The sequence below is a fragment of the Sorangium sp. So ce426 genome (assembly GCF_051475585.1).
GTDB classification, from domain to species: domain Bacteria; phylum Myxococcota_A; class Polyangia; order Polyangiales; family Polyangiaceae; genus Sorangium; species Sorangium cellulosum_B.
On the sequence record NZ_CP150341.1, the window covers coordinates 6,481,773 to 6,501,156 of the forward strand.

At 71.8% G+C, this 19,384-nt stretch carries 9 protein-coding genes; 5 read left to right on the forward strand and 4 right to left on the reverse strand.

The window, feature by feature from the left end; translation table 11 throughout:
* Nucleotides 1-242: 242 nt before the first annotated feature.
* Together WMF44_RS24050 and WMF44_RS24055 are read left to right on the forward strand one after the other, a co-directional pair.
* Nucleotides 243-2,585, forward strand: a complete 2,343-nt coding sequence (locus WMF44_RS24050) for a DUF1588 domain-containing protein (protein WP_437301436.1) — start codon at nucleotides 243-245, stop codon at nucleotides 2,583-2,585.
* An 8-nt stretch (nucleotides 2,586-2,593) separates the two neighbouring features.
* Nucleotides 2,594-3,868 carry a DUF1501 domain-containing protein gene (locus WMF44_RS24055; RefSeq protein ID WP_437301437.1) on the forward strand — a complete coding sequence of 425 codons (1,275 nt, stop codon included), beginning with the start codon at nucleotides 2,594-2,596 and terminating at the stop codon, nucleotides 3,866-3,868.
* 118 nt (nucleotides 3,869-3,986) lie between these two features.
* Here the strand turns inward: WMF44_RS24055 and pbpC are convergent, their stop codons facing one another.
* The 4 genes from pbpC to WMF44_RS24075 form a co-directional block, all read right to left on the reverse strand.
* Nucleotides 3,987-6,587, reverse strand: coding sequence for a penicillin-binding protein 1C (gene pbpC / locus WMF44_RS24060; RefSeq protein ID WP_437301438.1), 2,601 nt, complete (start codon nucleotides 6,585-6,587; stop codon nucleotides 3,987-3,989).
* Between the two features lie 3 nt (nucleotides 6,588-6,590).
* Nucleotides 6,591-12,359, reverse strand: coding sequence for an MG2 domain-containing protein (locus tag WMF44_RS24065; RefSeq protein WP_437301439.1), 5,769 nt, complete (start codon nucleotides 12,357-12,359; stop codon nucleotides 6,591-6,593).
* 202 nt (nucleotides 12,360-12,561) lie between these two features.
* Nucleotides 12,562-14,913, reverse strand: coding sequence for a GH116 family glycosyl hydrolase (locus tag WMF44_RS24070; RefSeq protein ID WP_437301440.1), 2,352 nt, complete (start codon nucleotides 14,911-14,913; stop codon nucleotides 12,562-12,564).
* A gap of 314 nt (nucleotides 14,914-15,227) precedes the next feature.
* Nucleotides 15,228-16,211 carry a hypothetical protein gene (locus tag WMF44_RS24075; RefSeq protein ID WP_437301441.1) on the reverse strand — a complete coding sequence of 328 codons (984 nt, stop codon included), beginning with the start codon at nucleotides 16,209-16,211 and terminating at the stop codon, nucleotides 15,228-15,230.
* A 310-nt stretch (nucleotides 16,212-16,521) separates the two neighbouring features.
* Here WMF44_RS24075 and WMF44_RS24080 point away from each other — a divergent pair, with 310 nt between their 5' ends.
* From WMF44_RS24080 to biuH, 3 genes are all read left to right on the forward strand, one after another.
* Nucleotides 16,522-17,622, forward strand: a complete 1,101-nt coding sequence (locus WMF44_RS24080) for an ABC transporter permease (RefSeq protein ID WP_437301442.1) — start codon at nucleotides 16,522-16,524, stop codon at nucleotides 17,620-17,622.
* A complete protein-coding gene (locus tag WMF44_RS24085) occupies nucleotides 17,622-18,551 on the forward strand; it encodes an ABC transporter permease (RefSeq protein WP_437301601.1) in 930 nt (309 codons plus the stop codon). The genes WMF44_RS24080 and WMF44_RS24085 overlap by 1 nt, the downstream gene beginning before the upstream one ends.
* 136 nt (nucleotides 18,552-18,687) lie before the next feature.
* On the forward strand, nucleotides 18,688-19,383 hold the full coding sequence (biuH, locus tag WMF44_RS24090) for a biuret amidohydrolase (protein ID WP_437301443.1): 696 nt from the start codon (nucleotides 18,688-18,690) through the stop codon (nucleotides 19,381-19,383).
* The last annotated feature ends 1 nt before the right edge of the window (nucleotide 19,384 follow it).

Consider the following 19,384-nt stretch of genomic DNA (forward strand, 5'->3'; position numbering starts at 1 on the left):
CGCATAGCGGGAGAGGCCCTCGAGAGGTTAGAGTACGTGGTCTACGCAAGCGATGAAGCGGGCGTTCGTCCAGCTCGCCTCATCGGGTGTCGATGGTCGATGAACGAGGACCCGGCCATCGCGGGGTGGATGCGCCCCGCGATAGGGGCTGTCGGTGTGTATTCTTTCAACGCGATTCGGGGCTCCGCTCTCCCGGTCCCCTCAACGTGGGAGTCGCGCGAGCGCTCCCGACGAGGATGCTTATGCCGAGAATAGGATGGTTACTCCGGAAGCGCGCCGCGACGGCCCTGGGGCTCCTGGGGCTCTCCGCGGGCGCGAGCGCGCTCGCGTCCGTGTCCGCCGGTTGCAGCAGCGAGGCCGACGGCCCGTGCATCTCCGACGAGCAATTCTTCGCCGAGAAGGTGTGGGTCCCCATCCTCTCGACGAAGTGCATCGGCTGCCATAACCCGCAGGGGCAGGCGGCGGAATCCAAGCTGATCCTCGCCGGGAGCAGCGAGGCGGGGTTCCTCGACAAGAACCTCGCGACGTTCAAGTCGCTCGCCGGGCTCGAGCTCGGCGGCGAGTCGTACGTGCTGCTCAAGCCGACGAAGGCCATCGAGCACGGCGGCGGCCAGGTCCTCGCCTCGGACAGCGCCGAGGTCGAGGCGCTCCGGGCGATGGTGGAGCGCACGAAGGAGCCGTCGTCCTGCGAGACGGACGTCAACGCCTCCTTCGCCGGCGTGGTGATGAGCGGACCCGAGGAGACGCTCCGCACGGCGAGCCTCGAGCTCGCCGGGCGCCTGCCGACCGAGGCCGAGGAGGAGGCCGTCGCAGAGAGCGGCATGGCCGCGCTGGATCCGATCCTGGACCAGATGCTCACGGAGGAGGCGTTCTATGTGCGGCTGAAGGAGATCTACAACGATCTCTTCCTCACCGACCGTTACCTGAACGGCGAGGAGGCCGTCGATCTGCTGCGGAGCGACGCGTACGACCCGAAGTGGTACAACAGCCTCCCGCAGGATCCGGCGCTGGTCGCGAAATACGGCGCGCGGGACCTGGAGGACGTCGCCAACAAGCTGAAGAGCTGGACGAACCGGGCCGTCGGGAGGGAGCCGCTCGAGCTCATCGCTTATATCGTGCGGAACGACAGGTCCTTCAAGGAGGTCCTCACCGCCGACTACACGGTCGTGAGCCCCTTCTCCGCCAGGGCGTACGGCGTGGCGGCCGAGTTCAAGAACGACGCGGATCCGGACGAGTTCGTCCCGGCGAAGCGCGATCCGATCCCGCTCGCAGGCGTGCTCACCTCCCCCGTCTTCCTGTCCAGGCACCCGACGACGAGCACCAACAGGAACCGCCACCGCGCGAGGGTGGTCTATCAGTTCTTCCTCGGCACCGACATCCTGAAGACGGCCGAGCAGCCGCTCGATCAGACGAAGATCACCGACTTCAACCCGACGATGAACAACGCGGCGTGCACCGTCTGCCACGCCGCCCTGGACCCGCTGTCGGGCGGGTTCCACAGCTTCGACTCCGCGGGCCGGTACAAGGAGGACGACACCTGGTACGAGGACATGCGGCCGCCGGGCTTCGGCGCCGAGTCGGTGCCGTTCAGCGAGTTCCCGACCGCGCTCTCGTGGGTGGCGAAGCGCGTCGCCGACGACCCCCGCTTCGCGCTCTCGGCGGTCTATACGATGTACACCGGCCTCACCGGGCAACAGCCGCTCGCCGCGCCGACCAACGACGATCCGGAGTTCAACGCCAAGTTCCGGGCGTACCTCGCCCAATACCACGCGTTCAACACGATGGCGCACGACTTCGCCGACGGCGGCTACAACCTGAAGACGGTCGTCAAGGCCATCGTCAAGAGCCCCTATTTCCGGGCGCGCAACGTGGCGCAGGCGTCTCGGGGCGAGGCGCTCACGCAGCTCGGCGGCACGCGGTTCCTCGGGCCCGAGCAGCTGCACCGGAAGATCTGGGCGGTGACGGGGTATCCGTGGCGCCCGCGGGCGTTCGAGGACGACGGCAATCGCTACGACTTCCTGCTCCGGCGCGACGCCTACCGCATGCTGTACGGCGGCATCGACTCGCAGGACGTGATCCAGCGGATCTCGGAGCCGAACGGGATCATGGCCAACATCGCCGACCGGATGGCGAACGAGATGGCGTGCATCTCGGTGCCGCGCGACCTCTACCTCCCGCAGGAGGAGCGGCTCCTCTTCCCCTACGTCGAGACGACGTTCGAGCCGCGGGACACGAACGATTTCGACGTGCTGCCGGCCGTCGAGGGGATCAAGCAGAACATCCAGTACCTGCACAAGCGGGTGCTGGGCGAGTCGCTCGAGCTCGGCGATCCCGAGATCGAGCGGACGTACAAGGTCTTCCTCGAGACGTGGGAGGAGGGCAAGGCGGGCATGGCGAAGCCGGAGGGCGAGGAGGGGCGGCTCTCGAGGTCGCTGCCCGGCCCCTGCCAGGTGAACAACGACTACTGGACTCGAGAGGGGCTGCCCGACGGCGAGAAGCTCACGCGCGACGAGAACTACACGATCCGGGCGTGGATGAGCGTCATGACGTATCTCCTTTCGGACTTCAGGTTTCTTTACCAGTAGGAGCAGCCATGGAACGTCGAGATTTCCTCAAACTGGCATCTATGGCGGGCCTCGGCGTCGTCGCAGGGGGCGTGCTGTCGAGGGACGCCGCCGCGGCCGGCCCCTACGAGGGCCCGCTCTGGGTCCACATCCACGCGAGCGGCGGCTGGGACCCGACGAGCCTCTGCGATCCCAAGGGCGCGACGGACGAAGACGAGCAGAAGACGCGGGAAGCGATGAACCGCAGCTACCTGCGCGACGCGATCGGGACCGCCGGCAATCTCAGGTACGCGCCGGTCGGCGGCAACGACGCGTTCTTCAAGAAGCACTACAGCAAGCTGCTCGTCATCAACGGCATCGACACCGGGACGAACAGCCACGACGCCGGCGTCCGCAACACGTGGTGCGGCACGCTCCGCGAGGGCAAACCCGCCTTCGCGGCGCTCGTGGCCGGCGTCCACGGCGGCGCGCTGCCGATGGGGTTCATCAGCAACGGCGGCTACGACACGACGGCGAACGTCGTGGCCGTCACCCGCATACCCGACACCGGCCTCCTGCAGCGGCTCGCCTATCCGAACAGGATCGATCCGGGGAACGAAGAGAACCGCGAGCAGTACCACACCGAAGCCACGATGACGCGGATCCTGGAGGCGCGGCAGGCGCGGCACGCGGCGAAGCTCGAGCAGCAGCGGCTGCCCCACGTCAAGCAGGCGATGAGCACGCTCTTCACCTCGCGCGTCGGGCAGAACGAGCTCAAGCAGCTCATCCAGTACCTGCCCGCGGAGTTCGAGAGCGCCTCGCTGCGGCGGCAAGCGCAGGTCGCGCTCGCGGCCTACCGCGCCGGCATCTGCGTGAGCGCCAACCTGTCGGTGGGCGGGTTCGACACGCACGGGAACCACGACGACAACCACATCCCGCGGCTCGACCAGATCTGCGACGGGATCGACTTCATCCTGACCGCCGCGGAGGAGCAGGGCATCGCGGACCGGATCGTCCTCGTCGTGGGCTCGGACTTCGGGCGGACTCCGGGCTACAACGAGGGCAACGGCAAGGACCACTGGAACATCACCAGCATGATCCTGGCCGGCGCAGGCATCGCGGGGAACCGGGTGATCGGCGCGACGGACGACCGGCACAACCCGCTCGACGTCGATCCGGTCACGCTCGCGCCCAAGGAGGGCGGCGTCCGGCTCAAGCCGGGGCACATCCACAAGGCGCTGCGCAAGCTGGCCGGGATCGCGGACGATCCGCTCGTGGGGCGATTCCCGCTCTCCGAGGAAGAAGACCTGCCCATCTTCGGGTGACGTGGCCGGCGGGCGGCGCGCCGCCCCGTCATCGACATCATCGATTCCACAGATTGCAACGCGGGTGCCTTCATCGGCGCCGGCGGGCGAGGAGACGGGATGTCGCCTCGCCCGCCGCTCACTCCACCGAGAACGCGATCTCCTCGCTGGCGGCCGCTCCGTCCGCATCGACGCGGAGCCGGTGCGCGCCGGCGACGAGCGGCCAGTCGAGCGCGAACGGCGGGCCGACCTCGATGGGGCGCCCGTCGAGCACGAAGCGCACGCGGGGCACGCCCGGAGGGACGTCGGCGCGCAGCCGGATCGCCTGCAGCGAGTTGATCGAGGGGTCGAGGACGAACCGGGCGCCGTCGGGCGGGTACGCGACGCGGACGCGCGCGCCGGCGCCGGCGCCGGCTGGAGGAGCGCCGGGCGCGCCGTCGAGCCCGGCGAGCGCGCCGCAGAGGGGCGACGCCGCATCGGGCGCGAGGGGACGGCCGGCGGCGCGCGCCCACGCCGTGAGCTCGGCGTCGTAGCGCTCGAAGACGCGCTCCTCGACCGCCGCGTCGGGGCAGGCCCCGGCGCGCAGGCCATTGCGGCGATCGATGCGCACGGCCTCGTGCATGTCGCAGGGCGAGAGCGCCGCGGCGTCGCCGCGCGGGAGGAGCTCGCGGCGGCGGTGCGAGCACGCGGCGGTCGGCCGCATGCCGGACAGGGCGCAGACCTCGACCTCGGCGAGCTGCTCGGGATCGGGCGGATCGAAGGGGCGCGGCGGCCGGACGCGCGCGGCGGCGAGCATGGCGTCGCGGAACAGCGGGCCCGCGCCGGTGATGCCGCTGACGCCGCCCATGGGCGAGCCATCGAAGTTGCCGACCCAGACGGCGACGGTGACGTCGGGCGTGAAGCCGACAGCGATGTTGTCGCGGAAGCCCTTGGACGTGCCCGTCTTCGCGGCCACGGGGAACGGGAGATCGAGCGCGTTGCCCTCGCCGAACGACGCGAGCCGCGCCCGGTCGTCGGCGAGGATGTCGACGATCACCCGGGCGCGCGCGGCGTCGAGGACGCGCGCGCCGCGCTCGGGGGGCGCCGCGGGCGGCTCGGCGGGCGCGTCGCTCCCGCTGCGCGCGGACGACACGGAAGAGGCCGCTGGCGACGAGGGCGACGGAGGCGACGCGGGGGCGAACGAGCGCACCGCGCGCACCGGCAGGTAAAGGCCTCCCCGCGCGAGCGTGGCGTAAGCGTTCGCGAGGTCGACGAGGCGGACCTCGCCGTCGCCGAGCGCGATGGCGACGCCGTAGCGCGACGGCTCGCGATCGAGCGACCGGAGGCCGAGCTCCCGGAGCCGCGCGAGGACGCGCTCGGGGCCGAGCGCGGCCGCCGCCCAGACCGCAGGGACGTTGTACGAGTTGGCGAGCGCGTCCCGCAGGCGGACGGGGCCGTGGAAGCGGCCGTCGTAGTTCCGCGGCGCGTAGTTGCCGTCCGCCGTCGGGAACGAGAGCTCGACGTCGGGAAGGACGGTCGCGGCGGTGAACCCGAGCTGCTCCATGGCGAGCTCGTAGACGAACGGCTTCAGCGCAGAGCCGGGCTGGCGCAGCGCGAGGACGCCGTCGTTGTGGCCGAGCCCGGCGGCGTCGTCGATGTCGTGCGAGCCGACGTACGCGAGGATCTCGCCGGTCGCGTTCTCGATCACCACCACCGCCGCCGCGCCGACGTCGCGATCCGAGAGGCCGCGGACGGTCTGCTGCGCGAGGACCTCGATCTCGCGCTGGAGGCCACGGTCGATCGTCAGCGTGATCGAGGTCGCCCGGCGCTCTACGATCCGCGGCGCGGCGCCGGGGCCCTCGGCGGGGAGGCCCGCGCCCGGGCCCAGCGCGCCGCCGAGCACGGCGCGGACGAGGTGCGGCGCGCCGAGGCCGCCCCCCTTCGGGGCGAGCGCGATGGGCTCCGCGCGCGCGCGGGCCACCTCGGCCTCGCCGGCGAGGCCGGCGGCGAGCATGCGATCGAGGACGCGGTTCCTGCGGCGCTCGAGCGGCCCGGTGCCGCGGCGCGGATCGTAGAGCGCCGGGCCGCGCGGCATGCTGGCGAGCGCGGCGGCCTCGGCGAGCGACAGGTCGCGCGTGGGCTTGTCGAAGTAGAAGCGGCTCGCCGCCTCGACCCCGCGCAGGCCCGGGCCGAACGCGACGCGGTTCAGGTACTGCTCGAGGATCTCGCGCTTCGAGAGCGACGCCTCGATGCGCAGCGCGAGCGCCGCCTCGCCGAGCTTGCCGCGCGCGGTGCGGGGGCGCGGGACGAGCGTGCGCGCGAGCTGCTGCGTGATCGTGGACCCGCCCGAGACGACGCGCCGCTCCGCCGCGAGCTGGCCGACGGCGCGCGCGATCGCGATCGGATCGACGCCTGGGTGGCGCGCGAACCGCTTGTCCTCCGCGGCCAGGAGCGCGCGCTGGATGCGATCGCCGGCCTCGGAGAGCGGAAGCCAGCGCGCGCGCGCGCCGTCGCCGGCGCGGAGCTCGCGGAGCACCGTGCCGTGGCGGTCGAGCACGACCGTGGACACGGCGTGGTCCTCGGGCGCCGCGAGCTCTGGCGGAAGGGGCGTGAGCGCCGCGAGGACGGCGAGCAGGAGCCACGGCGCGACGGCGAGGGCGAGCGCTATCTGCGCCGCGCGGCGGAGGATCCGCCGCGCGCGCGGGCCGAGGCGCGCAAGCGACCGCCCTGCGCGGCCGGCTTCCGGGGAGGGCGCGCGCACGGCTCAGCGCGGACGCGGCGCCGCGTCCGGCCCTCGGCTCCCGACCTGGACCGTGACGGCGCCCGTCCGGCCGAAGACCTCGGGGCTGTACATCTCCTCCGCGCGCGCGGGCGGGACCACGAACGAGCCGAGCGTCGTGGCGCGCGCGAGGTACCGGTACCGGTACATCCCGGCGGCCATGTGATCGACGAAGAAGAGGACGCGATCGTCGCGGATCTCGCGGACGAAGCGGCTCGGCTCGTACGCGCGGCCGGTCGCGCGGAGGTCGTCCTGATCGGCGTCGGCGTCGTCCGCCTCGGCCTGGGCCTCGGCCGCGTCGACGTCGAGCGAGCGCGCGGACGTCGCGAGCCGCGCGTCGACCGCCTCGAGGCCCGCCGGCAGCGGATCGTCGATGACCACGAAGTCGCGCGGAGAGGGCGTCACCACGACGATCTCGCCGAGCACGAGATCGCCGCCGGCGAACGCGACAGACGGCGGGGCCGCGCGCTCGCTCGACGTGGACGCGCCGCCGACCACGGCGGCGAGGTCCTCGGGCGCGATCGCGCGGAGCGACTTCTCGATGAAGAAGCCGCGGTCGAGCGCCTCCGTCGGGAGCTGCTTGCGCGCGTAGCGGAGCCGCGCCTCGTAGAACAGGCGGCCGCGCCCGTCGACCGAGAACGCGAGCGGCGCGCCCCCGGCGCTCGCGAGCCTCGCCGCGGGGATCGACGTCTTGACCTGCTCCGTCGTGGGGCCGTGGAACGGCGCGGAGAACAGCTCCGCCTGCCCCAGGAACACCCGCGCGTCGAAGTCCGGCGCCGTCTTCTCCTGCGCCTTCCGGTACTGATCGAGCGCGAGCAGCGCCCAGGCCGTCTCCTGCGTGCTGCGCCACGTGCCGCCGCGGCGATCCGCGAGCAGCCCCGCCGCGAGCCGCGGCGCGAGCGGGTGCGCCGGCCGCGCCGCGAGCAGCGCGCGGAGCACGAGCGCCGAGGTGCGGGCCTCGGAGTCCATGAGGACCGCGTAGGCGTCGCCGTGGTTGTGGACGGCCCGCGCGACCGGACCGTCGAGGCGCAGCGCGCCCTCGAGCTCGCGGACGAGCTGATCCACGGACGCCCTGTCGCTCTTGCCGATCACCATCGCGTGCGCGAGGAGCGCCTTCGAGAAGAGCGGCAGCTTGTCGCGCTCGTCGAACAGCTGGCTCACGCGCCCGGGGTCGGGGGCGCCGCTCGCCGCGAGGACGTCGACGAGGAACGGCGCCGTCGCCCGGAGGAGCGGGTCGGCGCCGATCCGGTTGAGCTCCTGGCGCAGGTACGACGTCGCGCGCTCCACCGCGTCGGGCGGCACCGCGACCCCGTAGCGCCTGGCCTCGGTGAGGCCCCACAGCGCGTACGCCGTGGTCCACAGGTCCGCGCGGTCCGACTCGGCGAAGAAGCCGAAGCCCCCGTCCCCGCGCTGGTGCGAGAGGATCTCCCGGACCGTCTTGCCGATGACGGCCGTGAGGTCCTTCGGCAGCGCGATCCCGTAGGCCTTCGCGAGGTCGCGCAGCGACAGGAGCGGGACCATCCGGCTCGTCAGCTGCTCGGTGCAGCCGTACGGGTACTCGAGGAGCTGCTCCACGCCGCCGCCGAGGCCCACGAGCGCGGTCGGCGCGAGGCTCACCGTGAGCCCGCCCGTGTCGTCGCGGATCGCCGACAGGTCCCCGAGCCGCTCCGCGCTCGCCGTGGTGGTGTCGCCGTAGAGCGCGACGGCCTCCGGCGCCATGGGCGCCTTGATCTCGCGGTTCACCTCGACCACGTCCGACGCGCCGCCGCCGGTCGCGCGGAAGCGCAGCGTCGCGGGGCCGGCCCGCGGCGCCGAGAGCGCGAAGCGGACCTCGGCCGACCCGCCCGGCGCGAGCTCGACCGCGCGCTTGGCGCTGCCCGCGAGCGTCAGCCCCGACGCGGTGACCTCCACCTCGACCGTCGCCGCCTTCGCGAGCCCCTTCGAGGTCACGACCACCCCCGCGTCGATCGCGTCGCCGGCGCGGAGGAAGCGGGGCAGCGCGGGCCGGGCCATGAGCGGGCGGCTCGTCGTCACCCGGGACTCGCCGTAGCCGAAGCGATCGTCCTCGGCGGCCACGACCGCCATGACCCGGTACGTCGTGAGCGAGTCCGGCAGCTTGAAGCTCGCGTGCACCTGCCCGGAGGCGTCGGTCACGAGCGCGGGGTTGTAGTAGGCGCTCTGGCGAAAATCGCGGCGCACGCCCGTGCCGCCCTCGGCGCCGCCGCCGCCCGCGCGCCCCTTGTCGGCGCCGAGGTCGGCGAACGGGTTGCGCACGCGGGCGAGCGCCTCGCGCGTCTCGATCGTCGCCACCTTCAAGGGGCGCGGCGCGCCGAACACGGGGATCGGATCCGGCGTCGTGTACCCCGTCAGCGACAGCACGCCCTCGTCCACGGCGTAGAGCGTGACCTCCGCGCGGGCGGGCTGGCCGGCGCGGTCGCGGACGTCGACGTCCACGCGGATCGGATCGCCGGGGCGCGCGTCCGCCTTGTCGGCGCGGACGCGCACAGCGAGCCGCTGCGCCTCCGGGTTCACGCGGAGGGGCGCGTAGCCGAGGCGGAACGCCGGCGCCCCGACGTCGGGCCCAGGCGCCCCGCCCTTCCCCGGCGCGGGCTGCGGCTTCGTCCGCCCGCGCAGGAGCAGCACCGAGACGAAGGCGTTCGGCCGGAGGTCCTCCGTGATCGGGACGTCGATCACGGGCATGGCGCCCGACAGCGTCACCTTCCGGTGCGTGGAGATCCCGGCGCGCTCGACCGTGACCAGCGCGTCGGCGGAGGCGAACGGCGACTTCACGATGATGCGCGCCGTCTGGCCGATCTCGTAGCTGCCGCGGTCGGGAACGAGGTCGACCTTGAGCTCGTCGCTGTCGCCGAATCCCCCGCCGCCCTCGCCGAGCGCGTAGACGCCGGCTGCGGCGCCGACGGGGTTGCCGCGGCGGTCTTTGGCCGTCGCGTGCAGGAGGTAGTAGCCGCCCGACGGGACCGTGAGCTCGCAGCTCCGCGGCGCCGCCGCCGTCGTGACGCCGCACCGCGCGACGACCTTGTCGACCGGCGCGCTCACGCTGCGGTACGCGCTGCCGCTCTCCGCCCGCGCGAGCGTCCACGTCCGGTGCACGAGCTCGACCCGGACCGCGACCTGCGCGACGCGCGCCCCCTTCGGATCGACCGCGAGGATCTCCGGCCGCAGCACGTCGCCCGCCTTCGCGAAGAGCTCGGGCTCCTTGAGGGCGACGTAGAACTCGGCCGGGTGCACGAGCGCCGTCGAGCTCCCGGCGATCGTCTGCCGCGACACGTCGGTGACCGACGCCTCGCACGTGACGAGCTCGGTGCCGCGCTGCCCGGGCATCGAGAGCGCCGCGCCGATCGCCGCCTGCCCGGCCGCGTCGAGCTTCTCGCGCGCGCTCTGCACCTCGAACCCGCGCGGCGCCTGGTCCCGCAGCGCGTCGGTGAGCTCGTCCTCGCGGACCGTGAACCCCTCGATCCCCGGCGGCGAGAACCACGCCGGCGCGCGCGTCACGGAGAGCGATGCCTCCGCGTTCGTCATCGGCGCCCCGAACAGGTAATCGCCGCGCGCGGTCCAGCGCGCCTTGTCGCCGCGGACGTAGCTCGGCCTGTCGCTCTCGACGCCGACCTTGAACTCGGCGGGGCGGTACTCGGCGACCTCGACGCTGCCCATCACGTCCGGCCACCCCGCCTCGCCGCCCTGGACCGTGGCGGCGAGGCTGTACGTGCCGAGCCGCGCGCTCTCGGGGATCTTCACGTCGGCCGAGAACGTGCCGAAGGCGCCGAGCGTCGGGGACAGCGAGACGAGCGCCTCGCCGTCCGGCCCCTCGACCTTGAGCGCGACGCCCTTGCCGGCCGGCGTCTTCGCCCCGCGCGCGCCCTCCTCGCGGAAGATCCCCTTCACCCGCACCGTGTCGCCCGGCCGGTAGATGCCGCGATCGGAGAACATCATCCCGAACGGGCGCGGCTCGCTGAAGTCCGACGCCGCGCCGAAGCGCCACCCGTTGAGCGAGTCGGCGACGCTCCGGTACGTCCAGTCGTCGCCCGCGCGCGCGAAGACAACGCTGCGCCCGAGCGTCGTCGCGGCCTCCTGACCGTGCGCCGTCGCGGGGACCATCGCGAACCCCTGGGCGTCGGTGGACACCGCGGCGGGCGCGGGCGCGCCAGGGGCCCGGATCCACACGCGCGCCCCGGGCACCGGCGCGCCCGTCGACAGGCGCGTCACCCAGACGAGCGAGCCGCTCGGCGAGACCTTCGCGCTGATCCCGAGGTCGGTCACCTGCGCGATCACCGCCTCGGACGTGGTGCGCGCGTGCCGCGTCCCGGGCCGGGAGGTGTAGCTGATCCCGATCGCGAGCGGCCCGCGCTTGCCCTCGCCGCCCAGCACCTCGGCGGCGCGCACGAGGTGCGTCGCCGGCGTGTTGGTCGCGGCGGCCGGGCGCAGGACCGTCTTCTTGCCGGAGGGCAGCGCCGCGATCTCGCCCATCTTCGGGCTGCGCCCCGGGCTGTGCGGATCGCCCTGGAGCGCGAGGATCATCTCCTCGGTCATCGCGCCGACCGCGAGCGAGAGCTCGCGCACGTTCACGGACACGACCGGGATCTCGCGCCGCTGGGCCGGCTCGAACACGCTGCCGACGAGGCCGATCTGCGCCTCGGGCCAGCGATCGTCGAAGGCGATCTCCTCGGTGACGACGCCGGCGAGCGCCTGCCCGTGCACGTCGCGCAGCCCGGCGGCCACGCGCACCCGGTAGCTGCGGCCCGGGGCGAAGGCGCCGCCGAGGGGGATGTGGCTCGTGGGCTCGTCGTCCTCGATCCACGACGGCCACAGCAGCTTGACGGCGGGCTCCACCGAGATCGCCCGCTTCGCGTCCGCGAGCTTGACGGGGTTCGAGAAGGCGAGCGTGAACCCGCCGTCGGCCGCGCAGCGCCCCCCTGGCGTGTCGCGATCGCACTGGGGGCGCAGCGCCCGGAGCGGCCCGTAGGTGCGGTACGTGAACCGCTGCGCCTCGCCGGCCGGCAGCGGCCCTTCGCGGCCGCGGAGGCCCTCGGCCACGGCGAGCTCGATCTCGCTGTCGCGCGGCAGCGGCGCGCGGGGGACGAGCTCGGCGAGCATCTCGTTCTTCGCGTCGGGGCGCCGCACCTCGAACGCCACCTTGTCTTTTCGATCGCCCACCGTGAGGGACGCGCGCCGCGCGATCTCGGCGGTGTCGACCGGCTGGTTGAACCGCAGCTCGAACCGCGCCTCCGGCTTGAGGTCGTCCTTGCCCGACCAGGGCTCGACGCGCGCGACCGCGGGCAGCTCGGTGCGGAAGGTGAAGGAGTACGGCTCGGCGAGCGCGCTGCCGTCGAGCGCGCGGGTGCCCGCGGGGACCTCGACGGTGAACTCCGTGCCGCGCGGCAGCCGGCCCTCGGGGACGAACGTGAGGCCGCTCGTGCCGACCCAGCGCCAGCGTCCAGGCGCGGACGGCTTCAGGACCGCGGGCGCCGCGGCCTCGCTGCCCGCGAGATCGAGCGATCGCATCGGCCGGTTGAAGACGAGGCTGATCTCGGCGGGGCTCGTGGTCTGCCCGCGGGGCGCGCCGAACACCACCGCGAACGGCCCTGCCGCGGCCTTTCCGCCCGTGTCGAGCGCGCCGGGCGCGAGCGTCCCTCGAGGCGGGACGTTGGGGGCGCGCGCGCCCTGAACGCACGCCAGGCTGAGGGCGAGGACCGCGAGAACGGCGGGCGCAGATCGGAGGCGCGGAGCGACGGACATGGCCGCGACTCAGCAATGGGGATGCCGCGGGCGCAAGAGGCGAGTCCGCGGCGGAATCCGGGCGGGTGATGTGGCAGGCGAGACACACCCGACGAGCGCCGGTGACGCGCCGGCGCCCGGGGTCTGGCCGCGCCCGCCGCCGCTCTGTGGGCGGCGGCGAGTCGGGGGGCAACGCCGTGTTCGCGAGGGCGATATCGCGGGTCTACGGCGCGATATCGTATGCGTGCTTCGCCGCCCACAGCGTGGTGGCGCGCATGTAGTAGGGCGCGCGGATGCTGCCGTTGCCCTCCCATGCCTCCGGCGTGCGGAACCACAGGCCGTCGGTCTTCCAGATCGTGTCGACCAGGCTCGCGCCGATCTCGCCGGCCTGCGCGGCGAGGCCCTCCTGGATCATGCCGGCCACCACGCCCCAGGACGTGCCCACCCAGCACTCGCGCGTCTGGTTGCTCGTCCCGTCGACCGAGCCATTGGCGGTCATGACGTTGACGACGCCGCGGGTCCCGCCGTCGAACCGCTTGAAGTTGTTCTCGTAGATCTTCGTGAACGCCGACACCGCGTGGCTCGGGTCGACGATCGGCGGCAGCCCGAGGGCGCGCGCGTACCACTGGCCGGCGAGCTGGTCCGACATGATCCGGCTCGTGTCCCGGCTCCCCGTGTCGATCTTGTAATACGATCCCGTCCAGAGCTTCGACTCGAAGCCGCCCTTGGACTGGTCGAACCAGGTCTGGTAGGTGCTCGCGAGCGCGGCGTCCCCCATCGCGGTCGCCATCTCCTTCGCGGCCTCGGTGGCGGCGAGGAAGAGGCCCCCGCAATACGCGGTGTTGCCGTGCAGATCCATGTCGTCGTACGTCTGGTCGATGCCGTTGCTCTCCGGCAGCCCGTCCCCGTCGCCGTCCTGGCTCTTCACCTTCTGCATCGCCATCTTCACGGCGGGCCAGCAGTAGCTGAGGAACTCCGTATCGGTCTTCCCGGTGAGCGCCCAGTCGCGATAGACCATCAGAGCCAGCTTGGAGTTGAGGTCCTTCCAGTTGGTCGAATCGCGGTACGTGTACGCGTTCCACTTGCGGAAAACGCTATCGGTGTCTCCGAAATCGTGCGCGGTCGTCCCGAGCGCGCGCGGCCTGTCGGAGCGGGTGGTCGTCACGCTGTCGCAGAACTGCCGTATCTCCTGCTTGTCGATGTCCGGCCAGAGCGAGAACAGGGCCCATGAGCCGTAAAAGCGCACGTCCGACGTCCCGTAGAACGGGTAGATGTACGACTCCAGGCTGGTGAACATGTCCTCGTCCGGGTCGTCCGGCTGGCCGGACGCCGCGCCGGCCTCCCAGTACGTGCCCGCGATGGCGTAGTAATAGAGCTCGTTGAACAGAGCGCCCTTGAGCCACTCCGGGTACTTCGGATCGTCGAGCACGCTCGCCTGCCAGTCCTGGATCGCCCAGAGCCACGGCTCGTGCTCGGCGAGCGCCTCCGCCGCGATCGTCCACGAGGCGTTCCCCGTCCGCCCGAAGTGGCGTGTGTACGCGCGGTACCACCTGTCCCCCGAGCCCGCCTGCGTGACCGGGATATCCCACGCGAGCACGATCGGCACAATGACGCTCTTCCCCGGCTCCACCGTGGCCTTGAACGCGATCGCCCCGAGCGAGTGCCCGCCCGTCGTGTTGGCGAGCGCGCCGTCGTTGGCGAGCTCGCTCTGCAGGGCGGCGACGCTGTCAGCCGACTGGTACGAGACGACCACGCCCGGCGCGTTCCGGCTGGCGAGCGTGAACTCCCCCTGTCCCTCGGAGCTCGGCGCCCCTCCGCCTCGGGTGAGGACCAGGCCGACGTCGTCCCCGGAGGTCTGCACCATGGCGCCATTGCCGCCGTGATCGTTCTTCCAGGTCAGCATCACGGCGACGTCGCAAGGCGCTCCGGTCGGATTCGTGATCTCCCACCGATAGACGCCGACCGGATAGCTGGATTTCTTGTAGTCGCCCGGGATGATGGGGCTGTATTGTTCGACCTTCGCTTTGCAGGGGAATGCCGCGCCGTGGTAATCGACCCACGAGCGCGGAAAGAGCGAGGAGTACGTCGCCTGCCCCTGGCCCAGGCCGTCCTTGTCGAGGCGCTTCGTCTGCGCGTCGCCCCCTTCGGCCTTCTGGTACATGAAGAAGCCCGCGTTGTTGTCGACGTTCTGGTCGTTGCTCCCGATATCGAGGCGCCCCTTGTAGAACCTGCCGTCGAACCGCCAGGTGATCGTCCCGGCCCCGAAGCCGCCGATGGGCGCGCCGTCCTCGTAGACGCCGTCCGTGATACCCCTGCTCCACGCCTGAGCCGGGATGGAGATCGGCTCGCCCGGCACGTGCGCCGGCGGCCCGCCGCCTTCGCTGCCGCCGGAGCCGACCGCGGGTGGAGCGCCGCCGGTGCCCGCCCCTGACGACGAGCTGCTCGCAGGGCCCTGGCTCGTTCCGGCGCCGACGCCTGTTCCTGTTCCTGCTCCGGCACCGGCGCCGCCAGGCCCCGATCCGCCGTCCGACGAGGACGAGCTCGAGCCTCCTCCACCGCACGAGGCGGCTGTCACCACGACGAGGACGGCACCGGCAGCGACGATACCCAGTGAGCGTAGTGGGGTAAGGGGCAATGTCATGACGGCGAGCATATGCGGATCGTGCGCACACGTCACCGCACCAATGGCAATGCATTCACTTCGTTATCGCTGGAAGATTCCGTCGTTTCCCAGGAACTTCATTTCGCGCGTCGCTGCTCACCCGGGGCACCTTAACGCGACGCGAAATATCGGGGCTTATTCGATAAATCGAGCGCGCGCGCAATAACAGCACGGTCCTCATTTTCATCGCCAGGCTCGTTCCGGAGCTCGCGGCCGAGGAGCGGCGCTCATGGCCAGGTCGCCTTGACCGCATTGATCCAGGTGTCCGCGAGGCGAAAGGCGGGATCTTGCTCGATGTGCACGAAGCGTCCGCTGTAGCTCGTGGCGGAGCGACCACAGACCTGGCTCGCCGAGACGAAGTTGAGGAGCCTCCCTTGAACGTTGGTCGTCGCGTTCAGCGAGCAATCGCTGCTGCCGGGGACGCCGACACGCCAGGTGGGCCTGCTGGCCAGCAAGTTGCGCTTGAGCTCCAGTATCTTGTCACCGGAGACGGGGGCGACATCCATGCCGTGCGAGGCGAACACGTCCTCCGCGCAGGTGTCTCTCGCCATGCCATGCCACTGAATGGCCCACCAGGGCCTCGATCCATAAATGGCCGCGAGCTCCAGATAGGTCGCGTGAAACGCGTTCGTCACGTTGTGGGCCACGTCCGAGACCATGGTCGAGCTCTGGCAAACGCTGTCGGTGAAGCTCGCATCGCGGTGAGCGCCGGCCATCAGGAAGCTGCGGGATCTCGTCGCCTTGAAGATGCTGACAGCCTGGATCTCCGTCTCCAGGTCCGCTGTCGCATGCGGCGCCGAATGAGCGAGCTCTCGCTCCGCGGCCGCGTCCACGATGAACGTGCCCAGCCCGAGATCGACGGTTCCGTCGCTGTTCCGATCGCCGACCTCCATGAGCACACAGTATCTTCGTCCATTGTTGACGTCGCGGAGCAGCCGGATCTGCGTAGACGACGACAGACTGGACGGAAGCACGAACTTGCAGCTGCCGCCCATCATGGTGCGAACGACGCTCCGCCACGCGGTCAGCTGCGTCGAGCCCGGGGTGACGAAGACGCCTGAGTCCCTGCCGGGCATCCGATCGCGAATGCATGTCACGAGCGCCTCCAGGGTCGCGCTCGACGAGCAGGTCAGGTCCGCCGACACCGCGGGGCCGGACGCCATGAGGACGCCAGCGCCGAGCAGGAACAAGATCGATCGTTCGAACCGCATGACAGCGTTACCTCCAGTCAGGGGTTTGCGGACGGCGAGTGCAAGGCGGAGACCGCCGCGCTGTGCGAACCGTTCGCGGTCGCCGCGGCCACCACATCGCGGCGTTATCGCCACATCGCAGCGCGGCCACCACACCACAGCGTCGCTCGACCCGGTGGGCCCCCGGGGTGTCGCACGTCATGACAACGGCGCGTCGCTCGCCGGCCGGCGCGGGTCGTCCGGGCGTGAGGCGCCCGCCCTGTCCGTCCTGTCACGACAAGCAAGCTCCCCGAAAACGTGTGGAAATAATGGAGGCCTTATCCTCGGCAGCGTGAAAGTCATCTCGCACGGGCTGCTCGGGCGTGAGACGACCGAAGCGATCGCCATCCCCCTCGGGGCCCTCGCGGCCTCGCTCCTCGTGTTCGGCGCGTTCGTGGCCGCCCAGGGGGTGAACCCCTTGAGCGTCTATCACGACATGATCCGCGGCGCCTTCGGCACGTGGTTCTCGCTCCAGAACACCCTCCTTCGGGCCGCGCCGCTCATGCTGACCGCGCTCTGCACGGCGCTGCCGGCGCGCCTCGGCCTGATCGTCATCGGCGGCGAGGGCGCGCTCGCCATGGGCGGGCTCTCGGCCGCGTCGGCGGCCCTGGCCGCGCGGGCGTGGGGCGCGCCGCCCGCCGCCGTGCTCGCCGCGATGCTCGTCTCCGGGCTCGCCGCCGGGGCGCTCTGGATCGGCCTCGCCGGCGCGCTGCGCGTCTACCGCGGCGTGAGCGAGACGATCAGCAGCCTCCTCCTCAACTACATCGGGATCGCGATCCTGAACCACCTCGTCGAGGGCGCGCTGCGCGACCCGGCGAGCCTCAACAAGCCATCGACCGCCTCCATCGGCGCCGAGAACGCGCTCGGGAGCCTGCCCGGCCTCGAGGTCCACTGGGGCCTCGCCTACGGGGTGCTCGCCTGCGCGCTCTGTTATGTGCTGATGCACCGGACGACGTTCGGCTTCGGCGCGGCGATGAGCGGCGGCAACGTCCGCGCGGCGCTCCTCGCCGGACTGCCGGTCAAGCGCCTCGTCGTGCTCACCTGCACGCTCGCCGGAGCGTGCGCCGGGCTCGCCGGCATGGTGGAGGTCGCGGCCGTCCACGGCCGGGCCAACGCGTCGCTGATCAGCGGCTATGGCTACACCGGCATCCTCGTCGCGTTCATCGCGCGCCACAACCCGCTCGCGATCATGCCGGTCGCCCTCCTGCTCGGCGGCATCGGCGCGAGCGGCGGCCTGCTGCAGCGGACCGCGCGGCTCCCCGACGCGACGGTGAGCGTGCTCCAGGGGATCCTGTTCATCGCGATCCTCGCCAGCGAGACGCTTTACGGCCGCTCCCTCATTGCCCGCGAGCCCAAGGTCCGTCAGCCGGCTCCGGCGCCTTCGGTGGCATGATGAACGACGCAGCTGCGCTCGGTCTCTGGGGCATCCCCCTCGCGGTCGCCGCCGGGGCCATCCGCATCAGCACGCCATTCCTCTTCGTGAGCCTCGGCGAGTGCCTCACCGAGAAGAGCGGCCGCGTGAACCTCGGCCTGGAGGGCACGCTCGTCATGGGCGCGATGGGAGGTTATGGCGTCTCTTACCTCACCGGCTCTGCCTGGCTCGGCGTGCTCGCCGCCGGCGCCATCGGCGCCGCGCTCGGCGCGCTGCACGCGTGGCTGTGCTCGAAGCCGCGCGTCAACGACATCGCCGTCGGCATCGCGCTCATGCTCTTCGGCGTCGGCCTCGCCTTCTTCCTCGGCAAACCGCTCATCCAGCCGACGGCGCCCCGCCTGCCCGCGATATCGCTCGGCTTCTTCAGCGATGTCCCCCAGGTCCGCTCCGCGCTCCAGGTGAACGCGCTCTTCCTCATCGGGGCCGCGCTCGCCCCGCTCCTGCTCTGGGCGCTGAACCGCACCCGCTTCGGGCTCGTGCTCCGCACCGTGGGCGAGAGCGCCGACAGCGCCCGCGCGATGGGGGTCGACGTGAACCTGGTCCGGCGGCGCGCGACCATGGCCGGCGGCTTCCTCGCCGGCGTCGGCGGCTCGTTCCTCTCGCTCTTTTACCCTGGCAGCTGGAACGAGGGGCTCTCGAGCGGACAGGGGCTCATGGCCGTCGCCCTCGTCATCTTCGCGCGCTGGAACCCGGTGCGCTGCCTCCTCGCTTCGCTGCTCTTCGGCGGCGCGAGCGCCCTCGGGCCGGCGCTCCAGTCCGTGGGGATCACCTGGGGATACCACCTCTTCAACGCCGCGCCGTACATCGTGACGCTGGCCATCATGGTCGCCGCGAGCTCCGCGACCCAGACCCTGCGCGATCAGCCCGCCGAGCTCACGCTCGCGCGTTGATCGCGCAAGGCGGCGCGAGACGAACGAGACGAACGAGACGAACGAGACGAACGAGACGAACGAAAGGAGCGAGCCCCGCGAGACGAGCGAACCGTACGAGACGAGCGAAACGCTGAATGACAGGAGGACTCGACCCATGCCCTACGTGGCCGCTGATCCCTACGCCTGGCCTTACAACGGCGCGCTCCGCCCCGAGACGACGGCCCTGATCGTCATCGACATGCAGACCGACTTCTGCGGGAAGGGCGGGTACATCGACCTGCTCGGCTACGACATCTCCCTGACGCGGGCGTGCATCGCGCCGATCCAGCGCGCGCTCGCGGAGCTGCGCCGCCGCGGCTATCACGTCCTGCACACGCGCGAGGGGCACCGGCCGGATCTCTCCGATCTGCCGGCGAACAAGCGGTGGCGCTCCCGCCGGACCGACGGCGGGCGCGGCACGGGCGTGGGCATCGGCGATCCCGGGCCGTGCGGGCGCGTGCTCGTCCGCGGAGAGCCTGGGTGGGAGATCATCCCGGAGCTCGCGCCCCTGCCCGGCGAGCCGATCATCGACAAGCCGGGCAAGGGCTCGTTCTGCGCGACGGATCTCGATCTCATCCTCCGCCAGCGCCGCATCGAGAACCTGATCCTCACGGGGATCACGACGGACGTCTGCGTGCACACCACCATGCGCGAGGCGAACGACCGCGGGTACGAGTGCCTGCTGCTCTCCGACTGCTGCGCGGCCACGGATCCTGGCAACCACGCCGCCGCGCTGAAGATGATCAAGATGCAGAACGGCGTGTTCGGCGCGGTCTCGACCTCCGCCGCGCTGCTGGAGGCGCTCCCGTGAC

Coding starts and splice junctions, on each gene's coding strand:
- WMF44_RS24050 (WP_437301436.1), top strand. CDS start 243: ATGCCGAGAATAGGATGGTTACTCCGGAAGCGCGCCGCGACGGCCCTG.
- WMF44_RS24085 (WP_437301601.1), top strand. CDS start 17,622: ATGAACGACGCAGCTGCGCTCGGTCTCTGGGGCATCCCCCTCGCGGTC.
- WMF44_RS24065 (WP_437301439.1), bottom strand. CDS start 12,359: ATGTCCGTCGCTCCGCGCCTCCGATCTGCGCCCGCCGTTCTCGCGGTC.
- biuH (WP_437301443.1), top strand. CDS start 18,688: ATGCCCTACGTGGCCGCTGATCCCTACGCCTGGCCTTACAACGGCGCG.
- WMF44_RS24075 (WP_437301441.1), bottom strand. CDS start 16,211: ATGCGGTTCGAACGATCGATCTTGTTCCTGCTCGGCGCTGGCGTCCTC.
- WMF44_RS24055 (WP_437301437.1), top strand. CDS start 2,594: ATGGAACGTCGAGATTTCCTCAAACTGGCATCTATGGCGGGCCTCGGC.